Source organism: Bifidobacterium sp. WK012_4_13 (assembly GCF_041080835.1).
Classification (GTDB): domain Bacteria; phylum Actinomycetota; class Actinomycetes; order Actinomycetales; family Bifidobacteriaceae; genus Bombiscardovia; species Bombiscardovia fermentum.
In genome coordinates this window covers 206,801-233,159 of record NZ_CP129683.1, presented here as the reverse complement: position 1 = coordinate 233,159, position 26,359 = coordinate 206,801, and the positions used below count along the sequence as shown (strand labels likewise).

Annotated in this window: 18 protein-coding genes, 1 other RNA gene and 1 pseudogene; 11 read left to right on the top strand and 9 right to left on the bottom strand. The window is 54.8% G+C overall.

Annotated elements, in window-relative coordinates; genetic code table 11:
* Window positions 1-6 precede the first annotated feature (6 nt).
* Together QN062_RS00915 and QN062_RS00910 are read left to right on the top strand one after the other, a co-directional pair.
* Window positions 7-1,251: a carboxylate--amine ligase gene (locus QN062_RS00915; protein ID WP_369341771.1), complete on the top strand. Its 1,245-nt coding sequence runs from the start codon at window positions 7-9 to the stop codon at window positions 1,249-1,251.
* Window positions 1,245-1,964, top strand: a complete 720-nt coding sequence (locus QN062_RS00910; protein ID WP_369342483.1) for an aspartate/glutamate racemase family protein — start codon at window positions 1,245-1,247, stop codon at window positions 1,962-1,964. The genes QN062_RS00915 and QN062_RS00910 overlap by 7 nt, the downstream gene beginning before the upstream one ends.
* Before the next feature lie 231 nt (window positions 1,965-2,195).
* On the opposite strand, the gene smc is transcribed toward QN062_RS00910, so the two are convergent.
* A complete protein-coding gene (gene smc / locus QN062_RS00905) occupies window positions 2,196-5,867 on the bottom strand; it encodes a chromosome segregation protein SMC (RefSeq protein ID WP_369341770.1) in 3,672 nt (1,223 codons plus the stop codon).
* Entirely contained in the window at window positions 5,867-7,288 is a 1,422-nt protein-coding gene (locus tag QN062_RS00900; protein ID WP_369341769.1) for a folylpolyglutamate synthase/dihydrofolate synthase family protein, read from the bottom strand. Before QN062_RS00900 ends, smc begins: the two co-directional genes overlap by 1 nt.
* Window positions 7,289-7,490: 202 nt before the next feature.
* Between QN062_RS00900 and QN062_RS00895 the strand changes: the two genes are divergently transcribed.
* The 5 genes from QN062_RS00895 to ssrA all read left to right on the top strand — a co-directional run bounded on the left by QN062_RS00895 (window position 7,491) and on the right by ssrA (window position 13,110).
* Window positions 7,491-9,029: an aminopeptidase P family protein gene (locus QN062_RS00895; RefSeq protein ID WP_369342482.1), complete on the top strand. Its 1,539-nt coding sequence runs from the start codon at window positions 7,491-7,493 to the stop codon at window positions 9,027-9,029.
* Between the two features lie 228 nt (window positions 9,030-9,257).
* On the top strand, window positions 9,258-9,770 hold the full coding sequence (locus QN062_RS00890) for an NUDIX domain-containing protein (protein WP_369341768.1): 513 nt from the start codon (window positions 9,258-9,260) through the stop codon (window positions 9,768-9,770).
* 264 nt (window positions 9,771-10,034) lie between these two features.
* Window positions 10,035-11,264 (top strand): ROK family transcriptional regulator, encoded by a 1,230-nt coding sequence (locus QN062_RS00885; protein WP_369341767.1) that lies wholly within the window; start codon window positions 10,035-10,037, stop codon window positions 11,262-11,264.
* A 49-nt stretch (window positions 11,265-11,313) separates the two neighbouring features.
* Window positions 11,314-12,225, top strand: coding sequence for a carbohydrate kinase (locus tag QN062_RS00880; protein WP_369341766.1), 912 nt, complete (start codon window positions 11,314-11,316; stop codon window positions 12,223-12,225).
* 487 nt (window positions 12,226-12,712) lie between these two features.
* Window positions 12,713-13,110: a transfer-messenger RNA gene (gene ssrA / locus QN062_RS00875) on the top strand.
* Between the two features lie 145 nt (window positions 13,111-13,255).
* Here ssrA and QN062_RS00870 read toward each other — a convergent pair.
* Window positions 13,256-13,444: pseudogene (locus tag QN062_RS00870) on the bottom strand (IS3 family transposase); the annotation flags it as partial.
* A 70-nt stretch (window positions 13,445-13,514) separates the two neighbouring features.
* On the opposite strand from QN062_RS00870, the gene QN062_RS00865 reads away from it, so the two are divergent.
* The 3 genes from QN062_RS00865 to QN062_RS00855 all read left to right on the top strand — a co-directional run bounded on the left by QN062_RS00865 (window position 13,515) and on the right by QN062_RS00855 (window position 17,964).
* Window positions 13,515-13,715 carry a hypothetical protein gene (locus tag QN062_RS00865; protein WP_404984563.1) on the top strand — a complete coding sequence of 67 codons (201 nt, stop codon included), beginning with the start codon at window positions 13,515-13,517 and terminating at the stop codon, window positions 13,713-13,715.
* 1,007 nt (window positions 13,716-14,722) lie between these two features.
* Window positions 14,723-16,471, top strand: a complete 1,749-nt coding sequence (gene spxB, locus QN062_RS00860) for a pyruvate oxidase (RefSeq protein ID WP_369341764.1) — start codon at window positions 14,723-14,725, stop codon at window positions 16,469-16,471.
* A gap of 1,268 nt (window positions 16,472-17,739) precedes the next feature.
* Window positions 17,740-17,964 (top strand): hypothetical protein, encoded by a 225-nt coding sequence (locus QN062_RS00855; protein ID WP_369341763.1) that lies wholly within the window; start codon window positions 17,740-17,742, stop codon window positions 17,962-17,964.
* Between the two features lie 144 nt (window positions 17,965-18,108).
* Here the strand turns inward: QN062_RS00855 and QN062_RS00850 are convergent, their stop codons facing one another.
* The 6 genes from QN062_RS00850 to QN062_RS00825 form a co-directional block, all read right to left on the bottom strand.
* Window positions 18,109-19,158, bottom strand: a complete 1,050-nt coding sequence (locus tag QN062_RS00850; protein ID WP_369341762.1) for an alcohol dehydrogenase catalytic domain-containing protein — start codon at window positions 19,156-19,158, stop codon at window positions 18,109-18,111.
* A gap of 157 nt (window positions 19,159-19,315) precedes the next feature.
* Complete coding sequence (locus tag QN062_RS00845) at window positions 19,316-20,335, bottom strand: aldo/keto reductase (RefSeq protein WP_369341761.1); 1,020 nt, start codon at window positions 20,333-20,335, stop codon at window positions 19,316-19,318.
* Between the two features lie 124 nt (window positions 20,336-20,459).
* Window positions 20,460-21,194 carry a carboxymuconolactone decarboxylase family protein gene (locus tag QN062_RS00840; protein WP_369341760.1) on the bottom strand — a complete coding sequence of 245 codons (735 nt, stop codon included), beginning with the start codon at window positions 21,192-21,194 and terminating at the stop codon, window positions 20,460-20,462.
* A gap of 49 nt (window positions 21,195-21,243) precedes the next feature.
* Window positions 21,244-21,876: an NAD(P)H-binding protein gene (locus QN062_RS00835; RefSeq protein ID WP_369341759.1), complete on the bottom strand. Its 633-nt coding sequence runs from the start codon at window positions 21,874-21,876 to the stop codon at window positions 21,244-21,246.
* Window positions 21,873-22,790 carry a helix-turn-helix transcriptional regulator gene (locus QN062_RS00830; RefSeq protein WP_369341758.1) on the bottom strand — a complete coding sequence of 306 codons (918 nt, stop codon included), beginning with the start codon at window positions 22,788-22,790 and terminating at the stop codon, window positions 21,873-21,875. The genes QN062_RS00835 and QN062_RS00830 overlap by 4 nt, the downstream gene beginning before the upstream one ends.
* A gap of 823 nt (window positions 22,791-23,613) precedes the next feature.
* Window positions 23,614-24,252 (bottom strand): NAD(P)H-binding protein, encoded by a 639-nt coding sequence (locus QN062_RS00825; RefSeq protein WP_369341757.1) that lies wholly within the window; start codon window positions 24,250-24,252, stop codon window positions 23,614-23,616.
* Window positions 24,253-24,490: 238 nt separating this feature from the next.
* On the opposite strand from QN062_RS00825, the gene QN062_RS00820 reads away from it, so the two are divergent.
* Window positions 24,491-25,972 carry an MFS transporter gene (locus tag QN062_RS00820; protein WP_369341756.1) on the top strand — a complete coding sequence of 494 codons (1,482 nt, stop codon included), beginning with the start codon at window positions 24,491-24,493 and terminating at the stop codon, window positions 25,970-25,972.
* Window positions 25,973-26,359 lie beyond the last annotated feature (387 nt).

The following is a 26,359-nucleotide window of genomic DNA, read 5'->3' as shown; positions in this document are numbered from 1 at the left end:
GCCATCATGAAGCAGGTCCAGCCATTTCTTCTGGGCAGCGACATCAACGTGTATGGCATGGCACGCGCCTTCCATGAACAGTATGGCATCGTGTCGAAGGCCTACGCGCATTTCCAGCTGGCCCCAACCAGATACAGTCGGATCGTGGACGTCACGATCGTTCCGGACTTTGACGAGTTGGATGCCTTCAAGCGATACATGCTCGAGCTTGGATCGTCATTCAAGGCCAGGAATCCAGACACCGTCGCACTGCTTATCCCTTGCAGCGACGTGTATGCGGATCTTCTGAGCCAATGCGGCGACGAGCTGCGCAAGTACTTCGTGTACAACACTCTCGATGATGCACTGAGCAGGCGGCTGAGCTACAAGAGCAGCTTCTACAGGATTTGCGAGGAATTCAAGCTGCCTCATCCGCGCACTGCGACATTCGACAGGGAGGCCGTCGCCAGAGGCGATTACAGGAATCTGCCGTTTGGATTCCCGGTCGCGATGAAGCCGGCGAACAGTGTGGAATGGCTCGGGATAGAGTTCGAGGGGCGCAAGAAGGCCTTCATAATCGACACTCCCGAAGAGCTCGAAAGTCTGATTCAAAAGTCGTACAAGGCAGGCTACACATCGGAGATGGTCATTCAGGACTTCATTCCCGGCGGCGATGACCGCATGCGCGTGCTGAATGCCTATGTCGATCAGCACCATCGGGTCCGCATGATGTTTCTGGGCCACCCATTGCTCGAGGATCCGACACCTGTCGCGGTTGGAAACTATGCGGCGATACTCCCCGACTATGATGAGGAAGTCTTTCGCCGGATCGCGGCCTTCCTCGAAGGGATAGGCTATGAGGGCGTCGCGAACTTCGATATGAAATTCGATGTCCGCGACCAGACATACAAACTCTTCGAGATAAATCTCCGGCAGGGACGCAGCAGCTATTTCGTCACTTTGAACGGGTTCAACCTTGCCAGATACTTCGTCGACGACCTGGTCGAAGACAGCGCCTTCGATGGCAAGACGGTCTTCGGACGAGGCGACAAGCTCTGGCTCGAGATACCTCGGTCCATCTTCAGGACCTACGTTGCCGATAATTCCGACAAGCAGACGGCACTTTCCATGATAAAGAGCGGCAACTGGGGCTCCACCCTCGAATATTCGAAGGACATGAACCCCTTGCGCTGGCTGCTCATCAGGCATATGTTCAATATCTACAAGAAGGGTTACAGCAGGTATTTCATCAAGAAGGCGGACAAATCATGAAAAACTTCTTCGCAGTGATTGGCGGCATGGGCACGCTCGCCACCGAAAGCTACATTCGTCTCGTCGATGAGCAGACTCATGCGCATGAGGATCAGGAATTCCTGGATTACGTCGTCTTCAACGATGCAAGCGTTCCCGACAGAACGGAATTCATTCTGGGAAACAGCGCCGACAGCCCTTTCCCCTGCATCGCGGATGACATTCGCAAGGCTACGGCCATGGGCGCATCGTTCATCACACTCCCCTGCAACACGGCGCACTACTTCTTCGATGATCTGCAGGCACTCACGCCAGTGCCGATCATTCATATGCCGAAGGTGACGATTGCCGAAATGTCATCGCGCTACCCTGCGTCCGGCCATCCCCGAGTCGCTTTCATGGGCACCCGAGGCAGCTTGGTCTCAGGAATATACAGCACCGCCGTCAAGGCTGCCGGATATCAGTTCGTGCAGCCGGACGCGGCCACCCAGGAGAAAATCAGCTATCTGATATATCACGATGTCAAGGAAACCGGAGATCTGGACAGACAACGCTATGCGGAGGCTCTCGATGCGATGCTCACCGGCCATCATTGCGATATCGTCATCCTTGGATGCACGGAACTTTCAGTCCTGAACGAAGCTTTTCCGATGCCGGAACTCCCCATCGTCGATGCGCAGGCCGTTCTGGCCGAGGAAACCGTCAGACAGGCCAAGAAACTGCGAGAAAACTGACAGTTTTAATCGAGATTCCGAGTTTTGCGGCAATTTCCAAGTATCAGGTGCCGGAATGCACTGAAACGGCGTTGGCATCAAGCCAAATTATCACGTGCATACCTAGGAATTGCCGCAAAACTCGGAATCTCGGTTCTCAGAAGTTCAGAGGTTGAAGGAATTCAGAGGCTGGGAGAATTCAGAGGCTGAGTGAATTCAGCAAACGTTCGAGGCATCCTTCTCAGGATCACTTCACTTGCCCATTCTCTGCGAAACGACTGCGGTGACGCCGTCATCTCGCATCGTGATCCCATATAGGGCATCAGCGATGCTCATCGTGCGCTGCTGGTGCGTGATCACTATCAGCTGCGCATGGGAGCGCAGATCCTGAAGCGCATTGAGCAGACGGGTCAGATTCACATCGTCCAAGGCCGCCTCGACCTCGTCCATCACATAGAACGGGCTTGGACGAGCGGTGAAGATCGCGAACAGAAGAGCAAGGGCCGTGAGCGAACGCTCGCCCCCGGAAAGCAGCGAAAGCTGTCTTACGCGCTTTCCGGCAGGGCTTGCCTCCACGATCACTCCCGTATGCAGCAAGTCATCTGGATCTTCAAGCCGCAGACGCCCTGTGCCTCCTGGGAACAGTGTGCTGAAAACCTTCTCGAAGGCCTGCGCGGTGTCATCGAATGCCGTCCTGAAGACATCCATCATGGTCGAATCGAGATCGCGGACGAGACTCAGCAGATCATCGCGTGACTGAGTGACATCATTGCGCTGACTGTTGAGGAAGGCATTGCGCGATTCCAAGGATTCAAATTCCTCGGCGGCAAGAGGATTCACCTTGCCAAGCTTCGCCAGGTCGCGCCTCGCCTTTTCAAGTCTCGCCTGCTGCTGCTCGCGTGAATATGGAACCGTCCTGACACGCTCGGAGCTCAAGGTGCCGGTCTCATCATCGTCATTGTGCCGTGATTTCCCATCAGGGCCAGCATCGTCATCCACGCCCTCAAGCAGTTCAGGCTTGCCGGTTTCATCGAGCACAGGGATCGGCATGTCAGGACCGAATCCGTCGACCAACTCGGTGAGATTCATGCCCAACTCATCCGAAACCTTTTGCGAAAGCTGACCGAATTGAGTCGCCAGGCGTTCACGCTCTATGTCGAATGAATGCTCCTGATCCTGCAGCCTTGCGACCTCAGGCTCCCTCTCATCACGTTGCGTGCGCAGAGCCTTCAGCTGCGCGTCATGCTGCGACGCTTCGGATTGCAAGGTATCGCGCCTCTGCTGGGCATGTGCTATGGCAGCCTCGACAAGGTCGATGACCTGCTGCGTCGCAAGAGAGACGGTCTGCGCCCGCTCGGACTGCTTTCTCAAAGACACGTTGCGCTGCTCTATCCGTGCTCGACGCTCAGACGCAGATTTCGCCTCATCGCGCAGCATTCCGGACTGCCTCTTCAACGATTCCGATTTTGAAACCGCATCGTTCCATGCAATCTTGGCCTCTACCTCCTGCTCACGAGTCTTCGTGAGGGATTCGTCCAGGGACTTTTCCCGCCGGTCAAGCTCGTCGAAGCTGGTCTGTTCAGAGGATGAACCTTCGGCCTCCTTCAGCGCCTCCTGCAGATCGTCAAGCTTGATCGAATGATTGCGCGCATCGTCCCCTGCCTGAGCTTCCTTCGCATCGGACTGCTGAATCCGTTGTTCGAACTGCGCGATTCGATGCTTCAGATCATTCATCGAAGCACGCATCTGCTTCAACCTGAGCTGAGCTTCCGCACGCTCCGTCCTCAACGATTCCAGCGTCTCCCGTGCCGTGCGGTGTTCCTCGCCCAGCTGTCCCACCGAAGCTGTGAGACCTTCGAGAGTCTCACCAAGCTCAGCGACCTGCTGCAACGCAGCGTCACGTCTGGAAACCAGTGACAAGTCACTCTGTGAAAGCGAGGAACCCCCAGATGCGCCGACGGCGTTGACGACGTCCCCATCGACGGTCACAGCCTGCCGCCAGCCATGCCCGATCGCAGCCCTCGCCTGATCGAGCGACTCCACGGCGGCGACGTCGCCCAGCAGCACATCGATGGATCTTACAATACCAAGTGAAATTTGGCTTTCGTTGTCATTCGTCTCCCTTACGGAAACGCATTCGGCAAGCGACGTAAAGGATGCGGAATCAGGTCCGACGGGCTTCCTTGACTTCAGTTCGACGTGCCTGTCATGTCCATGATCAGGGCTCGGAGAAAGCAGCACGGCCTTGCCGAGACGATTATTGCGGGAGCGTCTCAACGCGCTGTCAATCTGCTCCGAATTCGGTACGATCACGGCATTCGCAAATGCGTCCAGGGCATGGGCAACTGGTTCTTCCCAGCCCGCTTCGATGCGGATGAAATCGGCCAATTTCCCCAGCACATCGATGGAGTCATCCTTTTCCAACGCTCCCGAGGCATTCCGACTCTCCAAGGTGTCGTTCAGCGCATCTGCCTTGGCCTGTAGTGAAATAATCCGTCCATTCACATCTCGCTGACGCTCGTTCGCCTCGTTCAGTCTCATGCCGATGGCCTCATATGCCGCCTGCGCCTGTGCCAGACGAGCGTCGATGTCCTCATCATGCATGCTCTCGCCCTGCGCGGAGATTTGGGCATGCTGCGTCTCTATGTCAGTGAGCTGTCTTCGAAGATCGCCGGTCTGCCCTTCAAAGTCCCTGGCACGGCTCTGCGAAAGCTGAAGCGCCGACTGCTCCTTCGCGATCAACTCGCGCAGTCTGGAAAGCTGACGCTCACGCTGCTGAGTCGATTGCCTCAGTTCGTTCAAGGTCTGGCGGACGGACGCCAGGCGCTTCTCAAAGCCAGCCCTCTCCTCGGTCGTCCGGTCATATTCCAATCGCAGCTCGTCGACGACATGTAGCTGTGACTCGAGCTGCGCATCAATCTCGCTTGCGCGACTGAGCAGCATGCGAGGGTCGTCTCCGGCAGCCGTCTGCATCCTGCCCTTCGCGGATTCGGCGCGCTCCTGGGCGAGGACCTTGAGAGAACGGAGACGCTCCTGCACTCTCGTGAGTTCGTTGAAGCCATCGTTGAGCTTTCGCATTTCAGGACTCGAGGCTGTGCTCAGACCCTCGATCTGCTCAATCCGAGTCTTGATGCCGACCAGCTCCCTCTGCCGAGTGAGCAGCTCGGCACGAGCGCCGGTCAAGTCGGCACGCACCTGGTCACGTCGGGATCCGAGCGTGACCGCGTCCTCCGCCAGAAGCCGTGACCGTGCATCGCGCAGGGTTATCTGAATGCCGTCCGCGCGCTTGGAGATTCGTGCCTGACGTCCCAAGGGCCCAAGCTGTCGGTGAATCTCACTCAGCAGATCGTCAAGGCGGGATAGATTCGTCTCGGTGTTGGCGAGCTTGCGAAGCGCCCTTTCCTTCCTCTTGCGATGCTTGAGGATTCCTGCCGCCTCCTCTATGAAGGCACGATGCCCGGCTGGATCCGCGCGCAATATCGAATCCAGTCTGCCCTGGCCGATGATGACATGCATCTGCGAACCGAGACCGGTGTCACTCAGCAGCTCCTGAATGTCCAGCAGCCGGCAGGATGTTCCGTTGATCGCATATTCGGAGCCACCGTTGCGAAAAATGGCACGCGTTATGGTGACTTCGGAATAGTCGATATCGAGCGCATGATCGGTGTTGTCAATCGTCAGGCTCACCTGTGCCCGTCCGAGTGGCGGGCGCGAGGACGTTCCCGCGAAGATCACGTCCTCCATCGAGGTGCCTCGAAGGGTCTTCGCGCCCTGCTCCCCCATCACCCAGGCGAGGGCATCGACGATGTTCGACTTTCCAGACCCATTCGGTCCGACCACCGCCGTGATTCCCGGCTCGAAGCGCAGTGTGGTCGCCGATGCGAAGGATTTGAAACCTCGTAGACTCAGATCCTTCAGGTACATTACGCCCTCTCCGACTTTGGCTTCTTCAAATCGGGATTGTCGTGTTCCTTCAGCAGGATGCGCGCGTCGCCTGCAGTGACGAAGCTGCCACATATCAGCACTCCACGCCCATAGCCGACCCCGAGCTCATCTTCGCTGTCGACCAGGTCGACGGCTGTCTGAATCGCATCGGTGAGGGAATCCTCCCTGATGACCCGATCACGTCCGAAGACCCCGACCGCGATCTTCTCAAGATCCTCGGCGGACATGACACGGTCACGCCACGAATTCTCGGTCACCACAATCTGGCTGAGGAGCGGTTCGAGCACGCCGAGGAACTCCTCGACCTGCTTGTCCTTCATCATGGCGACCACACCGACAAGCTGTTCGAAGTGATAGCTTTCCTCAATCGCCTCCCTGAGCGCCTGGGCGGCATTCACGTTATGACCGCCATCAAGGATGATCGTCGGAGAGTTGCGAATCTGCTCTATCCTTCCTGGAATCTTCACACTGCCAAGTGCCTCTGCGACCAGATCGCCGTCAAGAGCACCATTGACCGGAAGGACGACCTCCGCCGCGGCGAGCGCCTCCAAGGCATTGTGAGCCTGATGTCTGCCGAATTTGGCGATGGGAACCTGCTCATAGCGTCCATTGGGAGTCACCAGAGTGGCCACCTGGCCACCGACCGCAGGAATGCGCGATTCCACGCTCATCTCCACTCCGTCTCGGATCAAGTCATGGGCCTTGTTCCTCGCGAACGCGGCCTCGATGATCGGCATGACCTTTTCCGCATGCGGCTGCGGGCCGACGACGACCGTCGCATCCTTCTTTATGATGCCCGCCTTTTCCGTGGCGATCTCCTCGACGGTATTGCCAAGCCACTGCATGTGATCCATGTCGACGGGACCGATGATGGAGACATCCCCGTCGAGGACGTTCGTCGCATCCCAAAGGCCACCCATGCCTACTTCGACGATGGCCACGTCCACGGGCGCATCGGCGAAGGACCAGATTGCCATTGCGGTGAGAACCTCGAAGAAGCTCATCTTCGGTCCACCGCGTCTGACCGACTCCCGATCCACGATGTCGATGAAGTCCTTGACCTGATTGTAGACATCGATGAATCGGTTGTCGGAAAGCTGCTGTCCGTTCACGCAGATGCGTTCGTTGATCTTCTGAAGGTGCGGGGAGGTGTATAGGCCAGTGCTCAGACCGTATGCCCGGACCAGGGCTTCGACCATGCGGGCCGTTGACCCCTTGCCGTTGGTACCGGTGATGTGAACGATGCGGAAGGACCTTTCCGGATGCCCCAGCAGGTCAAGGATCATGTTCATCCGGTCCAGGTTGAGATTGGTGGTGTTATGCTCCGGAGGGCGTTGCATGATCAGTCGCTGGACGTCCTGCAGACTTTCTCCGCCTTTGTTTGGTTCTTCTAATGACAAGTCGCGCCTTCTATTTCGTTCTTCCCCGATCAGGGCCACTCGACCATTGTAGGCGAAGGATGATACCCGAGGATTCCTCTGGGTGAGTAGGATGGTATCGATACCGGTATCGGGAAGCGTATTGGGCCCAGGCGGCCGAAGGAGCGTTATGACGGAAGTGGACAATGTGAATGCCAAGTCTTTCAGTGAAGCGAGTGAATCCATGGAGGAAGGTGACAGTCCAAGCATTGAGAATCGTATCAATAATAGGACTCTGAGCCCGGTCTCCCCTGACTTCAAGAGCTTCATGACCACCGGATGGGGCAAGGAGGATGCGAAGGTCGCTCCGATGGAATCGAGCAGATTCACCCCCCGACGGCTTGACTCATTGGGGCGCAGGTTTCCAGGAGACCGCATCGTCATTCCTGCGGGGACGCCAAAGGTACGCAACAACGACTGCGATTACGCCTTCCGCCCAGACACGACATTCGCCTATTACACGGGTCTCGGCGAGGATCTTGAGCCTGGCGCCGTCCTGGTATTGAACCCTGTGGCACCCGGCTCCCCAGACGCGGAGGCAGGGAAGACCCATGTTCCCGAGCTGTTCGTGCATCCGCGGGCGGATCAGGGCACCGAGGACTATTACCGTTCATCGCAATATGGCGAATACTGGGTGGGTCCGCGTGCAGGCATCGATGAGCTTGAAACGATGACCGGCATAGAGACGCATGACATCGCCCAGCTTTCCGATGCCCTGTCCAAGGACGTCGGCACGGAGCAGGGGGCAGTGCGTCTGCGCGTCGTGAGAGAGGCGGATGCGCAGGTCACCAATCTTGTGCAGTCCATACGTCGCTCCCATGGCTTCGGCGACCCTGACGATAATCAAGAGCTCGACGGCAAGCTCCACGAGTTCTCCGCCGAGGCACGCATGCTCAAGGATGCATACGAGGTCAGCGAGATGCGCAAGGCGATCGCCGCGACGAAGGACGGCTTTGACCGAATGCTCACCCGACTGCCCCAGGTCAGGGACACACCACGTTCGGAACGCAAGCTGGAAGGCGCATTCAACGCCGTGGCACGCGAGGAAGGCAACGACGTCGGCTACGACACCATCGTGGCATCCGGCAGCAACGCTCCGATCCTGCATTGGATGCGCAACACGGGCGAAGTGTCTTCCGGAGATCTGCTGCTGATCGACGCAGGCGTCGAAGTGACAAGCCTGTATACGGCCGACATCACCAGAACGTTCCCCGTATCCGGAAGGTTCACGCCCTTGCAGCGCAGACTGTATGAGACGGTCCTGAATGCCCAGCAGGCAGGGTTCGATGCGGCGAAGCCAGGCGCCACCTATTCGAGCATCCACCATGCCGTGATGAGAGTCCTGGCTGAGGCGCTGCATGAATGGGGCATTCTGCGCGTCAGCGTCGACGAGGCGCTCAGCCCCGAAGGACAGCAGCACAGGCGTTGGCATGCATGCGGATGCGCCCACCATCTGGGTCTGGATGTGCATGATTGCGCGCAGGCACGCTACGAGTCGTATCAGGAGGCTCCGATAACGCCAGGGATGATCTTCACCATCGAGCCTGGGCTGTATTTCAAGGACAATGACATGCTCGTGCCGCCTGAATATCGCGGCATCGGCATTCGCATCGAGGACGATGTCCTGATGACCAAGACCGGTCCGGAATGGCTTTCGTCTGACATTCCCAAGCATGTCGACGAAGTCGAGCAGTGGATGACGCAGCAGGCTTCGAAGAACTAGGAATTCGAGTTTTGGGCACTCGCTGAAGTACAGACCCGCAAAAAGGGGATTATGGCGGTCGAATCCAAGCCGATTTCGAACGCTGCTACTTCAGCAAGTGCCCAAAACTTGACTTTCCGCATCTGCTGAGGCGCGGGAGGGTGTTTGAAGTAAGGAATCGTCAGGGTTGCGGCCATAAGGGTTGCAACCATAGCTGCGGCCATGTGGCCTTGTCAGGGAGGAATCAACATGGGAACGCCGAACTTCGTGCTGAAGCTGAGGGAAAAGATAGGTCACGACCCGTTGTGGCTCGTCGGGATAACCGCCTATGTCCAGGACAGGAACGGCAGGATTCTTCTCGGCCGACGCAGCGACACAGGCGAATGGGCGCTCGTCTATGGAATCAACGAACCCGGTGAGGAGGCTGCCGACACCGTGATTCGCGAGGTCAGGGAAGAGACCGGCGTCGACGTGATTCCGAAAACTCTCGCATGCGTGAAATCCTCGAAGCTCATGCTCACCTATGCCAATGGAGACCAGACCCAATACATGGATCACCTGTTCATCTGCGAACTGCGCGATGGTGGCAATTCAGTTCCCTTCGTCGGTGATGAGGAAAGTCTGCAGGTTGGATGGTTCGATGCCGAAGCCTTACCGGAACCCCTTGCGAAAACCACGGTGGAACGACTTGCCTACATTCGTGAATTCGAGGAAAACTCCCGCAACGGCGATAATCGAGCTCTCTTTGCCCATGAACTATGAACATGCGGTTGTCTGAGTGCGCCGCTGATATGGCGGCCTCTGCACGTATTAATCTGTGATGACTGTCCAACGATGCTCTGAATCGACGGCATATGATGGCTCTCACGGGTCAAGGCAAGGCACTGAAGCCGCCCCGTCCGCCTCTGGGCTCCCCGTGATGGGTTGCCCCGACACGCCGATGTACATTTTTGTATTAACTCAGTTAATATATATCTCATATGTGCGCACCGTGACACCGCCGTCTACATGTTGAAGGAGTCTGCAATGAAGCAATCCGCCTCAGAAGGCACTCCCTCGTCAATGTCGGAACTGAATCGCTCAAGAATCATCAATTTCCTGTTTCATCATGGCATCAGCTCACGGGCACAGATCGCAAAGGCGACCGGACTGACGGCAGCGGCCATAACCAAGATCACCGCTCGGCTCATTGAATATGGAGTGATCAGCGAAACCGGAGATCTGGAAGGCGCTCTGAATCGTCGCTCCATCGGTCTCAGGCTCAACAATGCAAGATATCAGGTCATCGCAGTGAAGTTCGCACGCAGCCTCGTGCAGATTGGAATATTCGATCTGAGTGGCAGCTGCAAGGAGATCCATGACTTTCCCCCGATACACAACAATGACGTCGTCGATGCCGTCATGAACCTGAAACAATACATAAACGAGACCATCGCACGCAATGGGTCGATAGTGGCTGTCGGCATGGCGGTTCCTGGCCCCTATCTCTCCGACGAAGGACGCATCGCCTCGGTCACGACGATGCAGATGTGGGAAAAGGTCAATTTTCTCCGTGAATTCCACGATGCCTTCGCAGTGCCCACATTCATCGAGCATGACGCCCGCTCCGGCGCTCTGGCACAGAGTCTGTTCGGTTCGCAGATCGACGGCAACTCTCTCGCCTACTATCTGATTGGCGAAGGCGTCGGCATGGGAGTCATCGACGGCGGAGCGCTGATTTGCGGCTCACGAGGAACGGCGACCGAAATCGGCCATATCAGCATCGACGTTGACGGAAAGCCCTGTGAATGCGGCAACTTCGGGTGTCTTGAATGCTACTGCTCGACGCGCGCGGTCAAGGAAATGCTTCTGAAGCCCGAGAATCGGGGCATCGTGGAGCATGTCGAGACCCTGCTCCCCCGCGAGGCGTGCAAACGTCTGTTCGTGAAGTCCAGCGCCGGCAGTGCAAAGGCGCAGCGGGTGGTTCGCGAGATATCCAGATACATTGCTTACGGCTGCGTCAACATCATCAATGGGTACAATCCCAGACAGATCATCATCGGCGACATCCTCTCGCAGGCCGGTCAGACAATGCTCGATGAGGTCAAGCGAATCGTCGCAGAGCGGGTTCTTCCCGAACTGATGGACAGCACAAGCATCGTGCTGTCGGATCTTCCCACCGATGCGACGCTTACCGGAGCCGCCGCCGTCGCGACAAATCAATTTTTGCGCAACCCATCCAGATTCGTCGAAGGAATGGATACGCCAAAACGATGATTTTCAACCCTGAAAATCAGCAAGGTCAATCCCCACGAAAGGAACAACAATGACGAAACCAATCGCGCTCAGCCTGGGCGAACTGCTGTGGGACATGCTTCCAAGCGGCAAGCGTGCAGGTGGCGCACCCGTGAACTTCAGCTACCATGCAACGAAGAACGGTGCAGAGGGATATGCGATCAGCGCCGTCGGCGAGGATGAACTCGGCGACGAACTGATCGAGGCATTGAAGCAAAGCGGCGTGAAATCGATCGTTCAGCGTAACGCATGGCCGACGAGCACCGTTGAGGTCAGTCTGAAGAACGGAATTCCCGAATACACCATCGTCAAGAATGTCGCATGGGACCATCTGCTCTACACGCGTCAGCTGATTGACACGGTCTCCAAGGCGGATGCGGTCTGCTTCGGCACTCTCGGCCTGCGCAGCCAGGAGTCGCACGACACCATCGTCGAGCTGCTGAAGCACACGGCTCCGGGCACCCTGAAGTTCTTCGACGTGAACCTGCGTGGCGACCACTACTCCAAGGAACTCATCCACGAGATGCTCACCTACGCGACCGTGTTCAAGATCAATGACGCAGAACTCCTGCTGCTGCAAGACATGTTCGGAATCCGCGGAACGTCGAACGAGGAAGCATGCGACTGGTTCCTGCGCGAGTTCCACCTTGATTACATCATTCTGACGGCGGGTGCCGAATTCAGCACGATCACCAGCCGGACCGGTGAAACATCGACGATTCCGACGCCACATGTGAAGGTTGCGGATACCGTCGGCGCCGGTGACTGCTTCTCTGGCACCTTCACCATCAACATCCTGAAAGGCGAGAGCCTGCATGCCGCACACCGCGCAGCGGTGAACGCCGCGGCGTTCGTCTGCACGCAAAGCGGCGCATGGCCGGAGTACCCGGCTGTCATGCCCGATTTCCTCGCTGAAAGCGGATACACTGACGACAAGGAATGACATCAGTCTGTTCTGATCATCGTGGCTCTGTCCCTGACATGCAGCACTGATTCGTGCACTGTCACGTGCATTCCTCGATCAGGCATCTGCCGACCCGCCGTCCTTTTGGATTTTCATGGAAACCCGAGAAGACGGCGGGTCAGTCATACCCAGGTCGAAAGATCGATGAAACCGGCTTGGCCATGGATGAAACGGGGTTGGTTCAGATTGCCGAGGGATTTTCGAAGTGCCGAAGCAGACATATGCTGCAAGAAGTCGCCGCTTCTTGGAAAGCATCTTCGCATGCGGTGTGCGTAGGCAGTGAGCGGACTTGGTTTGTTTCGCAAAGCGTGCCATCCTTTGGAGCCCATTGCGCCCGAGATATCCCATGAGCATGCCCTGTTCCGAGAGATTTTCGGCTCGAAGCGTCGTTCGGGAATATTCAGCGCGATTATGTTGTATAGTTGAATGTCCGACGAAATAGGTCGGGGTTTGATAATTGAATATTGGGGCTGATCGGTTTCGACGGTGACCTGTTCGTCGCAGGGAAGCGTGCCGAGAACGCGGGGGTCCACTCGTTAATGTCCTCCCGCAAAGAACAAGTGCTAAATCTAATCGCACTGAGTTCGCTCTCGCTGCCTGAGCTTCGCGCCAGGATCAAACAGTGAGCAGCTGCTCCGTTCACTCCCCTTCGTCTTCGCGGGGATGCTGAGCGTCATTGAGAAGACTTGCTTGAATCATCGCGCCACAGGGTGATTCGGGGACTTTTACTGTGAATATGCCCGTCAATGGTTGTCTGCGACATCATTGAGAGCAGAAAAATTGCCACAAGGCCAGCAGACTAAGCACGTAGAAGACTGAGGGTACGGTCATCGGACCCGGGTTCAATTCCCGGCAGCTCCACCAATATGAAAAAGGTCACTCCGTTCGGGGTGGCCTTTTTTGTTGTGGGAGTAGACGTTTTCGGTCTTTTTAGACGCTATGTGTAAAATGGGTTTTAGGCGGTTTTGAACTGCGCCCCGTTTGTTGGATGTTGTTTATTTAGGGAGGGCTATGTGGCGAGGCACATGCTCCGGTATTCTTCCGGGGTGTGTCCCTGTATTTGTTTCTGTCGTCGCTTGGTGTTCCAGTACGTGACATAGCTGACGAGCTTCTGTTTGAATTGAGCTTATGAGTCGAAGCTGCGCCCATTGTAGAACTCGTCCTTGAGGTGGCCGAAGACTTGTTCGGTGGCGGCGTTCACAGCACCATCTCTCCAGCAGGCTTCTGCTCGAATTATAATATTTGACGAGCCCACCAGTGGACTAGACATGAAGCACATGCGTCAGGTCTCCAGGCTTATCCGCAATATTGCAGCGCAGGGCCGATCCATTGTCGTCATCACTCATGACCCGGAATTCGCCGTGGCCGCCTGCGACCGTAACATCACCATCGAGCATGGAAAGGTCAGCGACACCTATGATCTCGACGAGGATGGTGCAGCGAAGCTGACGAAGACGCTGATCGGATGAGGCTTATGTCGTCTTGTCTGCAAATCTCAGCATGCAAGAGACCGAATCGATCAACTCGTGAAAAAGATCTTGCCAAAGACTGGAAGGCTCACTGGATGTGTTGCTGCACGAATGGAATACTGCTCCAAGGCCATCACACCAACTTGAATGACCAAACGATTGCTCTCATCGTTGCCATCTGTGACAGCGTCCTTGGATCCGTTCATATCCTGTATCATCTATCCAAAGTGTTGTCAGGCGGCAGCGTCAGGTCAAAAACAATGCTCGGATCGATGTAGCGTTCCAAGGTGTGCCAAATCAGGCCGGCGACACGAAGAGTGATCACCACGAGCAAACTGGAAACCGTGATTCATCAGTACACGGACTTCTATAACAACCGCCGCATGGAAATCACCTTGGTTTACATCACCATCAACGGAGGTGGGGGCTGCGGATGTTTTCTTGGAGATGGTTGAGGCGGCTGGATTGTCCAGGGAACAGCCCTTCCTGCTCATGAATCGGATGATGCCATGCTCGGTGCACGGGCGGATCCATGCCGGCCACCGGCTGTAATGGTAGCCGAGAGGCGATGAGCTGGTGAGAAGGTCAGAAGGAGCCGAATCAGACGGCCCCACCGTGGTGGCTGCTACGAGACATGCTGGCATGGGTGTGGATGCGTATGTCATTGCTGTTGAAAATGCTGAGCACCTGCGTAAGTCGGCTGCCTGCCACGGACATACTGTGCGGCACTTGTGATGCAGCCGAACTGCGTGGCATCCTTGCCGAGCATTGTCTGACGAATGTGCGCTTCTCACCATATCAGGCAATCGCTTCAGAGGCTCGGCACCAATTTCTATCACCATAATGATGAAAGTGATGTTGCTCACACAACTTCGTACCTTGCTTACAGCTGACTTTCTGACTATTTCAATGCTCGCGTAATATGCTGCCCTAAGCGGTCGAAATCACTGATGCACATGACGTGCACAGCATGTCGGTCGAGCATAAACACTACATGGAGGTAGACGATGATGTCTTCAACAATCAATGCTGGCGATGCAGCTCTCAAGGTCATCGAGCAGTGGGGAGTTCCCAGAATATACGGGCTTCCCGGAGGCTCGTTCGACTCGATGATGAACGCTTTGCACAATGAGCGAGAGCGCATCGATTTCGTACAGGTCCGTCACGAAGAAGCAGGCGCGATAGCCGCGTCCGCCGAAGCGAAGCTCACCGGACGCATCGGCGTCTGCTTCGGTTCGTCAGGGCCAGGTGCCGTGCATCTGCTCAACGGTCTCTATGATGCTCGTGAGGACCACGTTCCCGTGTTGGCACTTGTCGGACAGGTTCCTCAAGCCTTCATGAACATTGACTTCTTCCAAGCCATGGACGAAGAGCCTATTTTCGATGATGTCGCCGTATTCAACCGCACAGCGACGAATGCCGAGGGTCTTCCCGCACTCATCGACGAGGCCATACGACAGGCGTACAAGCATCGTGGCGTTTCAGTCATCACTATTCCGAAGGATCTGGCGTGGGCTCCCATCGAATGGCAGCCCGTCGCGTCTGCGAAGAACTTCCGCAAGCCGCTGCCGTTGCAGCCGCATCCAGACCTCGTTGATCAGGCAGTGAAGCTGATCGCCGAAGCCAAAGCACCCCTGCTGTATTTCGGCATGGGAGCCAGCACCGCTCACGACGAACTCATCGAAATGTCGGAGAAATTCAAGATGCCGATGGTTTCCACGCATCCGAGCAAGGGCGTGGTGGAAGACACATACCCTGCATTCCTTGGATCATCAGGAAGAGTTGCCACCAAGCCCGCCAGCGAGGCCAGCCAGGTCGCTGATGTGATTGTCTGGGTTGGCAACGACAATCCTTTTGCGTCCAAACTCGTCGGTCCGCAGGCTCGTATCATCCAAATCGACAATGATTCCGAGAAGCTTGGCAAGCGTCTGCAAGACCGCATGGCTGTGGCAATTCAGGCCGATGCGAAACTCACCTTGCGCGAGATGATCGACGCGGGAGAGGAACTGCCGGGAACGGCTTTCTACCGAGCCTGCCTGGCCAATAAGCGCAATTGGGAGGACTGGATTGCATCCTTCAACAACGATGATCGCGTGCCACTGCGGCCTGAACCGATTTTCGACGTCATCAACGCGCAGACCGATCCGAACGATATCTTCATGATTGACGTCGGCAACATCAACATCAATTTCGCCAGGCTCTCGCATTTGCAGCCCACCAACAAGTGGGCGACATCCGGCAAGCACGCGACGATGGGATTCGCCGTACCCGCAGCCCTTGCAGCAAAGCTCGAATACCCTGATTCGACGGTCTACAGTCTGAGCGGCGACGGTGGCTTCGCCATGCTTTCCGAAGAGGTCCTCGCGCAGGTCAAGTACGGCACGCCGGTCATCAATGTCGTATTCTCCAACCAGACGCTCGGTTTCATTGAAGCCGAACAGCGTGACGATTCACATCAGCCGCTTTCGGGCGTCGACCTGATCGATACGGATTGGGCGAAGGTGGGTGAAGGCTATGGTGCGCTCGGTTTCACGGTACATACCAAGGAAGAGGCCAAGGCCGCATTCGCCGCAGCCAAAGCCGCAGACAAGCCGTCAGTCATCGATGTGAAACTCACGGGCGAGATGCCTCTCACCACGATGTACATGCGCCTGTCAGAGCATGACGATCAGAATGCGGTCCAAGAATTCAAAGAGCATTACGAAGCACAGCCTTTAAAGGCTCTTGACTACTGGATGGAACATGAACAGGGCTGACTGACTTGTAACGCTGTAACCCCGTGAAGCAGGTCTAGTTGGATGGCGACTTGGCCTGCTTATGGATTCTCGCACCTATATGCCATCTCACAGACGCAAATATGTCAAGATCAATAATCGTCACCATCAGATCGGTGACGATATCGATCATTCCCTTTGGCGACAGCAAGAGAACGCACGACCGGACTGAACCGCATTGATACCCGTCCATCAATCAATGTTTGGCAATAAGTCCTATTCTGGCACACATGTTCCTTGAATGGCTGTCCGTTTGCCCCGAAATGTCAGGTTTGATGATATTGGTGATCGGAACCGATCCTTATACGTGGTTGCCATCATTGGCTCCTTCCCGATCGGACCACCATATCCGACCAGACCCAAAGTCAACCAACATTGCAGCAAACCCCAAATCAACGATGACCATTGCTTGGACTCTTGTCTACTTCGATAATCGAGGCTTGAAACAGGCCGGAGTGCTTTAGTTTCCCGTCAGCGCGATATTGTGAATGGAGGTCTTCGCCAAGCAATCTTCCAATGCTTCTACATACGGCGCATGATCTTTACTATAATGGGGAGTTTACGGACGCAATCCTCACTCCCCTATCAACGCATTACCCCTCTCACCCTTCTCTGGCATGGACGGCTCACCTTTCCACTCCTCACCAAGCTCTCAACAAGAATAATCATAAATCCTCCCCATATAAACGACGCCTCCTCGGCCAGTCATATCAGCCATTCAACGGTTGATTCCATACGATTACAAACTAGCGATTACTTCACTATATTGATGTGTTATTTGGAGTGGTAAAGAACAATGACAGTACCGCTTTATCAGTACTTCTAAGTACTGACTACACTCTTTTCGAATTCCCGGCAGCTCCACGAATTCAAAAGGGCCAGCCACTAATGGTTGGTCCTTTTCATTGCAATTACGAGGACCGGCATTGATGCCCGGCTACTCCGTCTCATCATGAGAGCGACATGGAATACTGTCATTCCACTCGTTGCGCAACACTCGGTGTGGCTAGCGGCTCTGCTGCGCAACGGAAACGCTTGATTGGGAGTCCGCGAGATTCACATGCATGAAACCGTCATGAAAAGGTGTTATGCGTAGCTTTTCAAAACATGCCAGTGCATAGGGCTGTCTGATTACACTGTTCTGGCCCGTCGTACTAGAACCTGAGGTGGCGCAAGAGCAGCTCAGATAACGTTCGAACCTGCGTCATGCGACGAGCACATTCTTGATAAGCACGCAGCACGGACCTGCTATGTCCATGATTTCCGGAACCCATTTCCCTTCTCTGCAGGAGACTCACGAGATCCACGAGGTTGCACATGCCTACCCAATCTGTCGAGCTTCCGCACGTCAGAACTTTCCGCTCACGAATCTCGTCGAGCAGACGATCCAGTTCGGTCTGGCGCCATACAACAATGACCTGCTCGTCAACCCTGTACACCAGAAGCCAGTCACCCCTGGACATGCAGCCGCCTGAAATCGCATACGGCCATGCAATCTGTTGGAAGATGTCAGATGCAACACATCGTGCAGATATTCACAGCCGACCTTTTGCAGGATTGTTCCGTACTTGCAATCTTGATGCCTGTGTACAGCCGATACGTAACACCCATCGGCACCTTCAGGGTCTGATCATCACTTTTAATGCCTGCCGGTCATTCATGTCTCCATAGCCCTTCGCGACCTCATCGAGTCCAAGGGTCTCGTCAAAGACCTTCCCTGGGTGAATCTCTGCATTAAGAACCTTGGGAATCGCTTCCTCTATGTACGCACGAACTGGCGCAGGCCCGCCTGCCAAACGAGCATTCTTACCGAACAAGGAGCCAAACCCGATTGGTGCCTCCTCATATTGAGGAACGCCGATACGGCTGATCATGCCGCCAGGACGGATCACACCGCATGCCTGCAGGTAGGCAGGCATCAAACCGACCGCTTCGATGACCACATGCGTTCCTTCACCACCAGTAAGGTCGAGAACATGGGCGATTCCTTCGTCTCCACGCTCCGGGACAACATCAGTGGCACCAAATTCCTTGCCAAGATCAGTGCGGTTTTGATGTCTGCCCATCAATATGATGCGCTGCGCACCGAGTTGTCTTGATGCCAGGACAGCGGACAAACCTACTGCGCCGTCACCGATCACCGTCACCGTTTTCTCTGAGGTCACTTCTCCCATGAACGCTCCGTGATATCCCGTGAGATACACATCGGAAAGTGTCAATAGCGATGCGAGCAGGTCCGCAGGAGCGGTATCGGGGTCAACGTCAGGAACTTTCACCAAGCTGCCGTCGGCTAGCGGAATGCGGGCATATTCCGCTTGCAGCCCGCCTGTTTCTGGTGTGCCATACCATCCTCCGTGAATGCACGCGGTTTGCATGCCCTCACGGCAGAAGACGCAGGTATTGTCTTGAAAGGCGAAAGGTGCGATGACGAAATCACCTGCTGTCACCGTTGAAACCGCGGAACCCGTTTCCTCGACGATACCAATCAATTCGTGGCCCATCGGCACACCTTGATCCGACTTCGGCATTGATCTGTATGGATGCAGATCCGAACCACAGACACATGCCCGAACCATTCGCACGATGGCATCGGTATCGCGCATAATCACCGGCTTGTCAATTTCCTCGATGCGAACATCCCCCGCACCATACATAAATGCAGCCTTCATGTCATATCCTTCCTGAAAAATCGCGTACTTGAAACGCAGTCGAGACTCGGATTCCGCGAATATCTCATTACTCCGATTTTCGATCCCCAGACTTATTCGAGGGACCTCACCCGCACCTAAACCTGTGCGTATTGCATCCTCATGGAGTTTTCCCGACTTACCTTCTGCGCTCGGTTGCCGTAAGCTCGTGATCCCCATAGCTGTTGTCATCAGGATTCACGGTCACACCGGGTTTCACGATGTCATCTATGCGATCCAGAATCTCATCAGACAATGTGACATCCACGGCAGGCATGTAGGAATTGAGCTGTTCCAGCGTTCTGGGGCCCACTATCGCCGCGGTTATTCCAGGATGATTGATAACAAACGCTATGGCCATCTCAATCAATGTCATGTGGGATTCTTCTGCAAGCTGCGCCAACCGTTCAACCATGTCCAGCTTGCGCAGATTATCCTTGGAACTCATATCGAACCGGGCACTCGGGCGTGCCGAGGAGGTCGGCGCAGAAGCTGAGTTCTTCCGCCATTTTCCCGAAAGCCAACCTCCATCAAGAGGGCTGTATGAGAGACTCCCCATCCCATAACGACGAATGGTCGGTAGCACATCCTGCTCAATCCCCCTGACAAGCAACGAATATGGGGGTTGCTCGGTCACGAAGCGTGCATGCCTATTACGCTGAGAGGCCCATTGCGCCTCGACGATCTGTGAGGCTGCAAATGACGAAGAACCAGCATACAGCACCTTCCCCTGATGGATGAGATCGGTCAATGCCCCCAGCGTTTCGTCGATATCCGTATCCGAGCTCGGCCTGTGCATCTGATACAGGTCAATGTGATCGGTCTGCAGGCGTTTCAGGGATTGCTCAACCTCACGCATAATCCACCGGCGCGAACCACCCCGTTCATTAGGGTCTTCACTCATCGGCATGAAGAACTTCGTGGCGAGCACCACCTGATCCCGCTTCCCCTTCAAGGCGGTACCCAACATCTCCTCAGACTGGCCATGCGAGTAGATATCAGCCGTGTCCATGAAGTTGATGCCAGAGTCAAAAGCCGCATCCACGATCCTCGACACATCAGTCTGGCTGGTCTTGCCCCATGCCCCGAACATCATGGTTCCTAGGCACAGTGCGCTTACCTGTACTCCCGTCGTGCCTAAATATCGATATTTCATCATAGTCTCCCGTTCGTTTTTCTCTGGATAATCGTTGCTTCTGTGATTCGCCGGTCGCCACACTCCTTGTACCGATGGCAGACGTGATTTAAGGAACGCGAAGAGCATCGTCCCTTGAGAAATCGTTTCATTCCAAAGCGTTGCCGCCATCGAGATCTGGGAAATCAAACCAGTCGGCGGCTTTCTGTCCGGGCTGGACAGGAGTGACCGCAATGTGTGTGAACGACGAGTCCTTCGTGGCGCCATGCCAGTGTTTCACATTCGCGGGGCAGAACACCACATCACCCGCTTCAAGTCTGCGGGCTGTCCTGCCCTCTTGTTGCTCCCATCCATGCCCTGCCGTGACAAGAAGGAGCTGGCCTTCCGGGTGCGAATGCCAACGGTTGATGCACCCCGGAGCGAAGGTGACGTTGCCCGCGGACACAGATGCGGAGGAATCGGTCATCATGTGCAACCATGCCGTTCCCGTGAAGTTCGGCCCCTCGATGGCCTCCCCGAGTGGAAAGATGCCATGATCAGGCAAATCAACCAACTCATCACCATTCTCATCGCCATATACGCCGGCAATCAGAGAAAACGTCGACCATGCTTTCGGCCAACCGGCATAAAAGGCAAGCTGCGTGGTCATCCCCACAATCTCTTCCCTGCTCACACCGTTCGCCTTGGCTAGCTTCAGATGCGATTCGAGTTGCGGAAACAGACCCTGCGACATCAGACTTGCGCATGTGATCACACTGCGATCGTGGACAGACATTTGGCTCTCGCGTGCCCAGACCTCACCAAAAAGCACATCATCATTGAGTTCTGCGAAGGTCGGAGCGATCTCGCCCAGAATGTCCCGGCCTGCTGTTTGTTTTTTCATTTACTTTTCCCTTCCCGTGGAATATTGTCCTTTCCGTCCGAAAGCCACATCACCAAGGCCGGTTACCGTCAGTTCCAGGTTGTGCGATTCCTAGGCTCTCGTTTGAATAAAGCGTGGGATCAGTGATGATGTGCACGATCAGATCGGCGATGCTTGACCGTGAGACCACGGTGCCTTTGAATGGCTCGCCCTTATGGGTGAGCTCGTAATCTACCGTGGGATCATTGTTCATATACGCGGCACGGATGATGGTCGCATCCAAAGGCGACGACTCGATAATCCGTGCTGCTCGTCGAGTGTCCTCCATGATTTCAGACCCTATGGATTCATCGACCCATCGCCCGAACTCACCAGGAACCTCATGGTAAAGCCCCAACCCGGTCACCCAAATCAGCCGGCTCACCTCGTCATGTTCCATGGCATCAACAACCTTGCGTGCCATTGGCTCGAACTCACCACCCAGATTTGCATATATCAAATCCTGTCCGGAAATGGCATTCTGCAAGGCTTCACCATCATTGACATCAGCATCCACTATCTTTTCTCGCCGTGGGTCAATGTTTCCCAGTCGTCGGGAGTTTCGCAAATACAGTGTCAACTGGGCATCGGTATCGGCGAGCAGCCGTTTTCTCACCAGCCTTGCTATCTGACCGTTGGCACCGAGAATCAAAACATTGCTCATTGCTGGCCTTCCTTTGGCATCATTCCTTCTTGCTCTATAGCAGCGGGCTTCCTGACCTCCTCCTGCGACGCCACCCACGAAGACAAGAGTCTCAAGGCGTCCGCGGTAGGCGAATTCGCCGGTGCAGTGTACACATTAAGCACCAAACCCGGCGCACTCGGCAGTTCCATGGATTCAAAATCCAATTCGAGATCTCCCACCACAGGATGATGTATCCGTTTGACACCACTACGGTGGAATTTGACATCCTGCAATGCCCACTCGCGCCTGAATAATTCACTGCCGGTTGACAACTCGCCAATGAGAGCGATGAGCTCCGCGTCATGTGGATGACGTCCAGCCTCAAGACGCAGCATCGCTGCCGCATCGTGAGCAATAACGTCATAGTCACGCCAAAACTGTTTTGCTGCCGGATTGAGGTATGTAAATCTGGTGGTATTCACCGGTCGTCGAGCATCAGAGAACACCGGCGCGTAGAGGGCAGCACCCAAGGCGTTCGATGCGATGATGTCGTGTCTGCCATTGCGAACCCATGCCGGCGTATCGGTGATGGCATCCAAAACCTGGCGAACCGAGCGTTGAAGCTCATGCTTACCGCCAACGGAACGTTTACCTCTGGATGTCACCGAGCGGGCAAGATCAAAAAGATACTCGCGTTCCGCATCATCGAGTCTTAAGGTATTGGCTATCGCATCCAAGATCTTATCAGACGCCCCACCAATATTCCCCCGTTCAAGACGGATATAATAATCCACGGAAACACCCGACAGCATCGCCACTTCCTCGCGACGCAAACCAGGTACCCTACGATTGCCTCCATAAGCTGGCAGCCCGGCGTCACCAGGTGAAATTCGAGCACGCCTAGAACTGAGAAACTCCTTCACCTGCTGTTTCACATCCGACACAGACTTCATTTCCCCTCCCCATTCGCAATTCATGGCTCAATGAACCATTGTTCGGCCACAATCCAGTTCCAGCAAACGCTAACATTTGCACTATCGATCATTTCCGTTCTGCAACTGCCCAGTAGCTTATAGCTAAGCACTACTCGAACCGATGCGGGAGGCACTGTCTTTACCCCCATACCAACTGTGAATTTTCAAGGCCGGAAGCCACCCTCATCACTGTGGGCATACGTCCGGCTTCGTCATGATTCAAGAATCCGTGTATCCACATGCATGATTGCGCAGAGAAGACCGCGCCCATAAGGATGCATACAATCACATGCCGACCCGTAGAGCACTGTTGGCGCCTTCATAGGACGAGCCCTAACATGTTGAATTATTGATCGGCCCCTTTGCAGCTACTTGAGCCATGACCGAATACCATTGCCATGGCATGGGTCTCTGCTTTCGACATCTTCAGAAACGATAAGCACACCGTTTGCATCCTATAGTCGTACGAGTCAGTTCAACAAATCGATAATCTCGAATGTGAATGGGAACGCCACTTCACTACCACTGTTTCAAGATGCTCACAGAGAATCTCAACTCATGCACTTTATTCAATGCCTCACTCTGGCATGTCTCAACCATACGATTCCCCCCCATCACCCAGCAGTACTAGTCATGGCGCTCCGACTATTGCCGGGTGAAGCTGACACGCCTCAAACCCATGTTGAGCATGAGTTCCCACGGATATCATGCAGCGGATACAGGCACTGCACGGAAAGCGAAGTATCTCCTGCCCATGCCATCGTCACCGTGGCACGGGGCCGGTTTGTGGGTATGTGTTCCGTCAGTAGAACGAAGGCTTGTCAAAATCAGTGCCTGGTTCGCCTACTCCAAGGCTCGCCCTGTCGAAACCATGAGTCCCGTCGGTCAAGATATCCATGATCAGTTGAGCCACCGCCTGTCTGGTCACCTGCGCGCCTTTGAAGAGTTCGCCCTTGCGTGTCAGGCCATAAGACGTGTTCCCGGTCTGGTCATACAGCCATGTGAGTCTGAGAAGCGTGTAATTCAATGAGGAATTCTCCACCATCGCTGCAGCTGCCATGTACCGTTGCAAAGACCCACCGACCATTGCAGTATTCCATGCCCCAAATTTTCCTTGCACTTCGTGGTAGATACCCAGCACTGTGCTTCCAATCAAACGATTCACTCTTGATTCCTGGAGTGTCTCAACCACATTAGCGACTGAGTCCGGGTCGCCCATCTCGTTGAGATAGACCGCCTCCACGCCTTGTAACGCAGGCAGTAAATCGCTTTTGCTACCGAAATCACCTTCCACGATAGAGACACGTTGCGTATCAGGATTCACAATTCTATTTGCAGCTCTACGAGCGAATAATACAAGATCGTTATCGGTCCGTTCCAAAAGCATAGGTATGAGGAACGATGGCACGCGGCCTGCCGCCCCTAGTATCAAAACTCTCATGTTCTCCCCTCACCCGGTTGCAACGATCGAATGCCGACTTCACATCGATAATGCGAGCATTCGTTTCACACTGGTTACAAGCATAGGTAGTTACTTCGTCAGTAAAACAGGCTCTGTGATTACCTGTATAAGCAGGAACTCCCGCATTCCCGGAAAACTGGTTCGATGTTATATGCAATCTTGGGCATCTCCTGTCGCTTAATGAACAGCTTTCAGGAAGTCATCTCAGAGAGCGCACATGTCAAAGTATAGAATCATCCCTACTTACTTCAAAGGAATCAGAGAGCAGATGTCTGTCGTAACGCACAATCGCAATAGCCGCTCAACAATCATTCTCGCAATAATTCTGATCAGTTATTTTATTATCATTCTAGACAACTCAGTCATATTCACTGCCTTGCCGGACATGACTGAGAATCTGATGCTAACCCCCTGGCAAACGCCATGGGTCCAGGATGCCTATACGCTTGTATTCGGAGGCCTACTGCTTCTGGGTTCGCGTTTAGGTGACCTTATGGGACGTCGCAAGGTTTTCATCATCGGTCTGGCACTGTTCACAACCGCTTCCTTTATGGTAGGTGTCGCACAAAACGGCTGGTGGGTCATCGGAGCCAGAGCTCTGCAAGGCATCGGCTCCTCAATCGTCGCACCCTCATCCCTCTCTTTACTCACCGCATCGTTCTCTGAAGGTCGGGAACGAAACCGGGCTGTTGCTTGGTATGGCGCAACGGCAGGCATAGGCGCGAGTCTGGGACTTGTGATTGGTGGCGCGTGTGCACAGTTAATATCATGGCGTGCAGGCTTCTTCATCAACGTCCCGATCGGCATCGCAATGATGGTCCTCGCACCACGATATCTGCCAGTAGATGAACGCAAAAGAGGATCGTTCGACGCCATAGGGGCAGCATTATCGACCATGGGAGTGGGGTCCTTGGTATTTGGCATACTCCACGCCAGTGAAACTCGGTGGCTGTCGACCCCAACAGTCATCTCTCTCCTCATTGGTGCTGCGCTGCTCGTTCTCCTGGTGGTGAACGAGTCAAAGGCTTCACAACCGATCATGCCTATGCAACTCTTTGCAGATCGAGAAAGATTCGGAGCATACATCGCTAGATTCCTCTATATGGCGGCAATGATTGGCTTCTTCTATTTCATGACGCAATATATGCAAAACGCGCTCCACTTCACCCCTCTAGAAGCCGGACTCGGATTCCTACCAATGACGGCGATAAACTTTGTTGCGGCTCTGCAAGTACCATTGCTCTCCAGAAAAATTGGTTCAACCACCCTGCTCATCATGGGTGTGACCCTCACGCTCGCAGGATTCTATCTGTTGAGTCTGCTTTCCACCGAAAGCTCATATGCAATTCAAGTCGGTCTCCCAATGCTGTTGATCGGCGCAGGTCAAGGCTTCGCCTTTGCCCCCTTGACATCCTCAGGTATAGTTCGCGTCGCACCGCACGATGCTGGAGCAGCATCGGGTTTGGTGAACACCTTCCATCAAGTCGGCATGTCACTCGGGCTGGGAGTACTGGTCGCATCGTCATCGGGGGTCACCACGACGCACTCTTTTGCGACGCAGACCGCACAGGTTGCTGCACAGGTATCAGCAGCATTTTCAGCGGGAACGGTAATCCTTATCATATGTCTAGTATCAGTATTCGCTCTCGTCATACCTGGCATCAGCCAGGGAAAGCTGAATGAAAAAGCATCGAACTAGCTACGTCGCTGAACACACACGCATACCCTTTCTTAAGGAAACAACAGTAATGCCGACAACCAGATACCTGACATCTACTGCATGCGACAAATGCCCCCCCATAACCGTCCCCAACAAAGGCCTCGTGGGCGTGGGCAACGACCCCATCTTCACCGAATCTGCTATTGCGACCAACAAGCATCAAGATGTCATTAATTGACTGAGAGGTCAAAAATAATAATCCAATGCTATTCGACAGACGCTCTCGGTTGCGGACGCAGACGTAAAATCCTATCGTTCTGCAGCATAAGGCTCGTCGATCCGTTGAAGGTCCATTGAATGTCCGCTGAACCCCAGCCATCCTTACCTCTGAGTCATCCAAGCGCTCATTCACCATATATGAGCGCT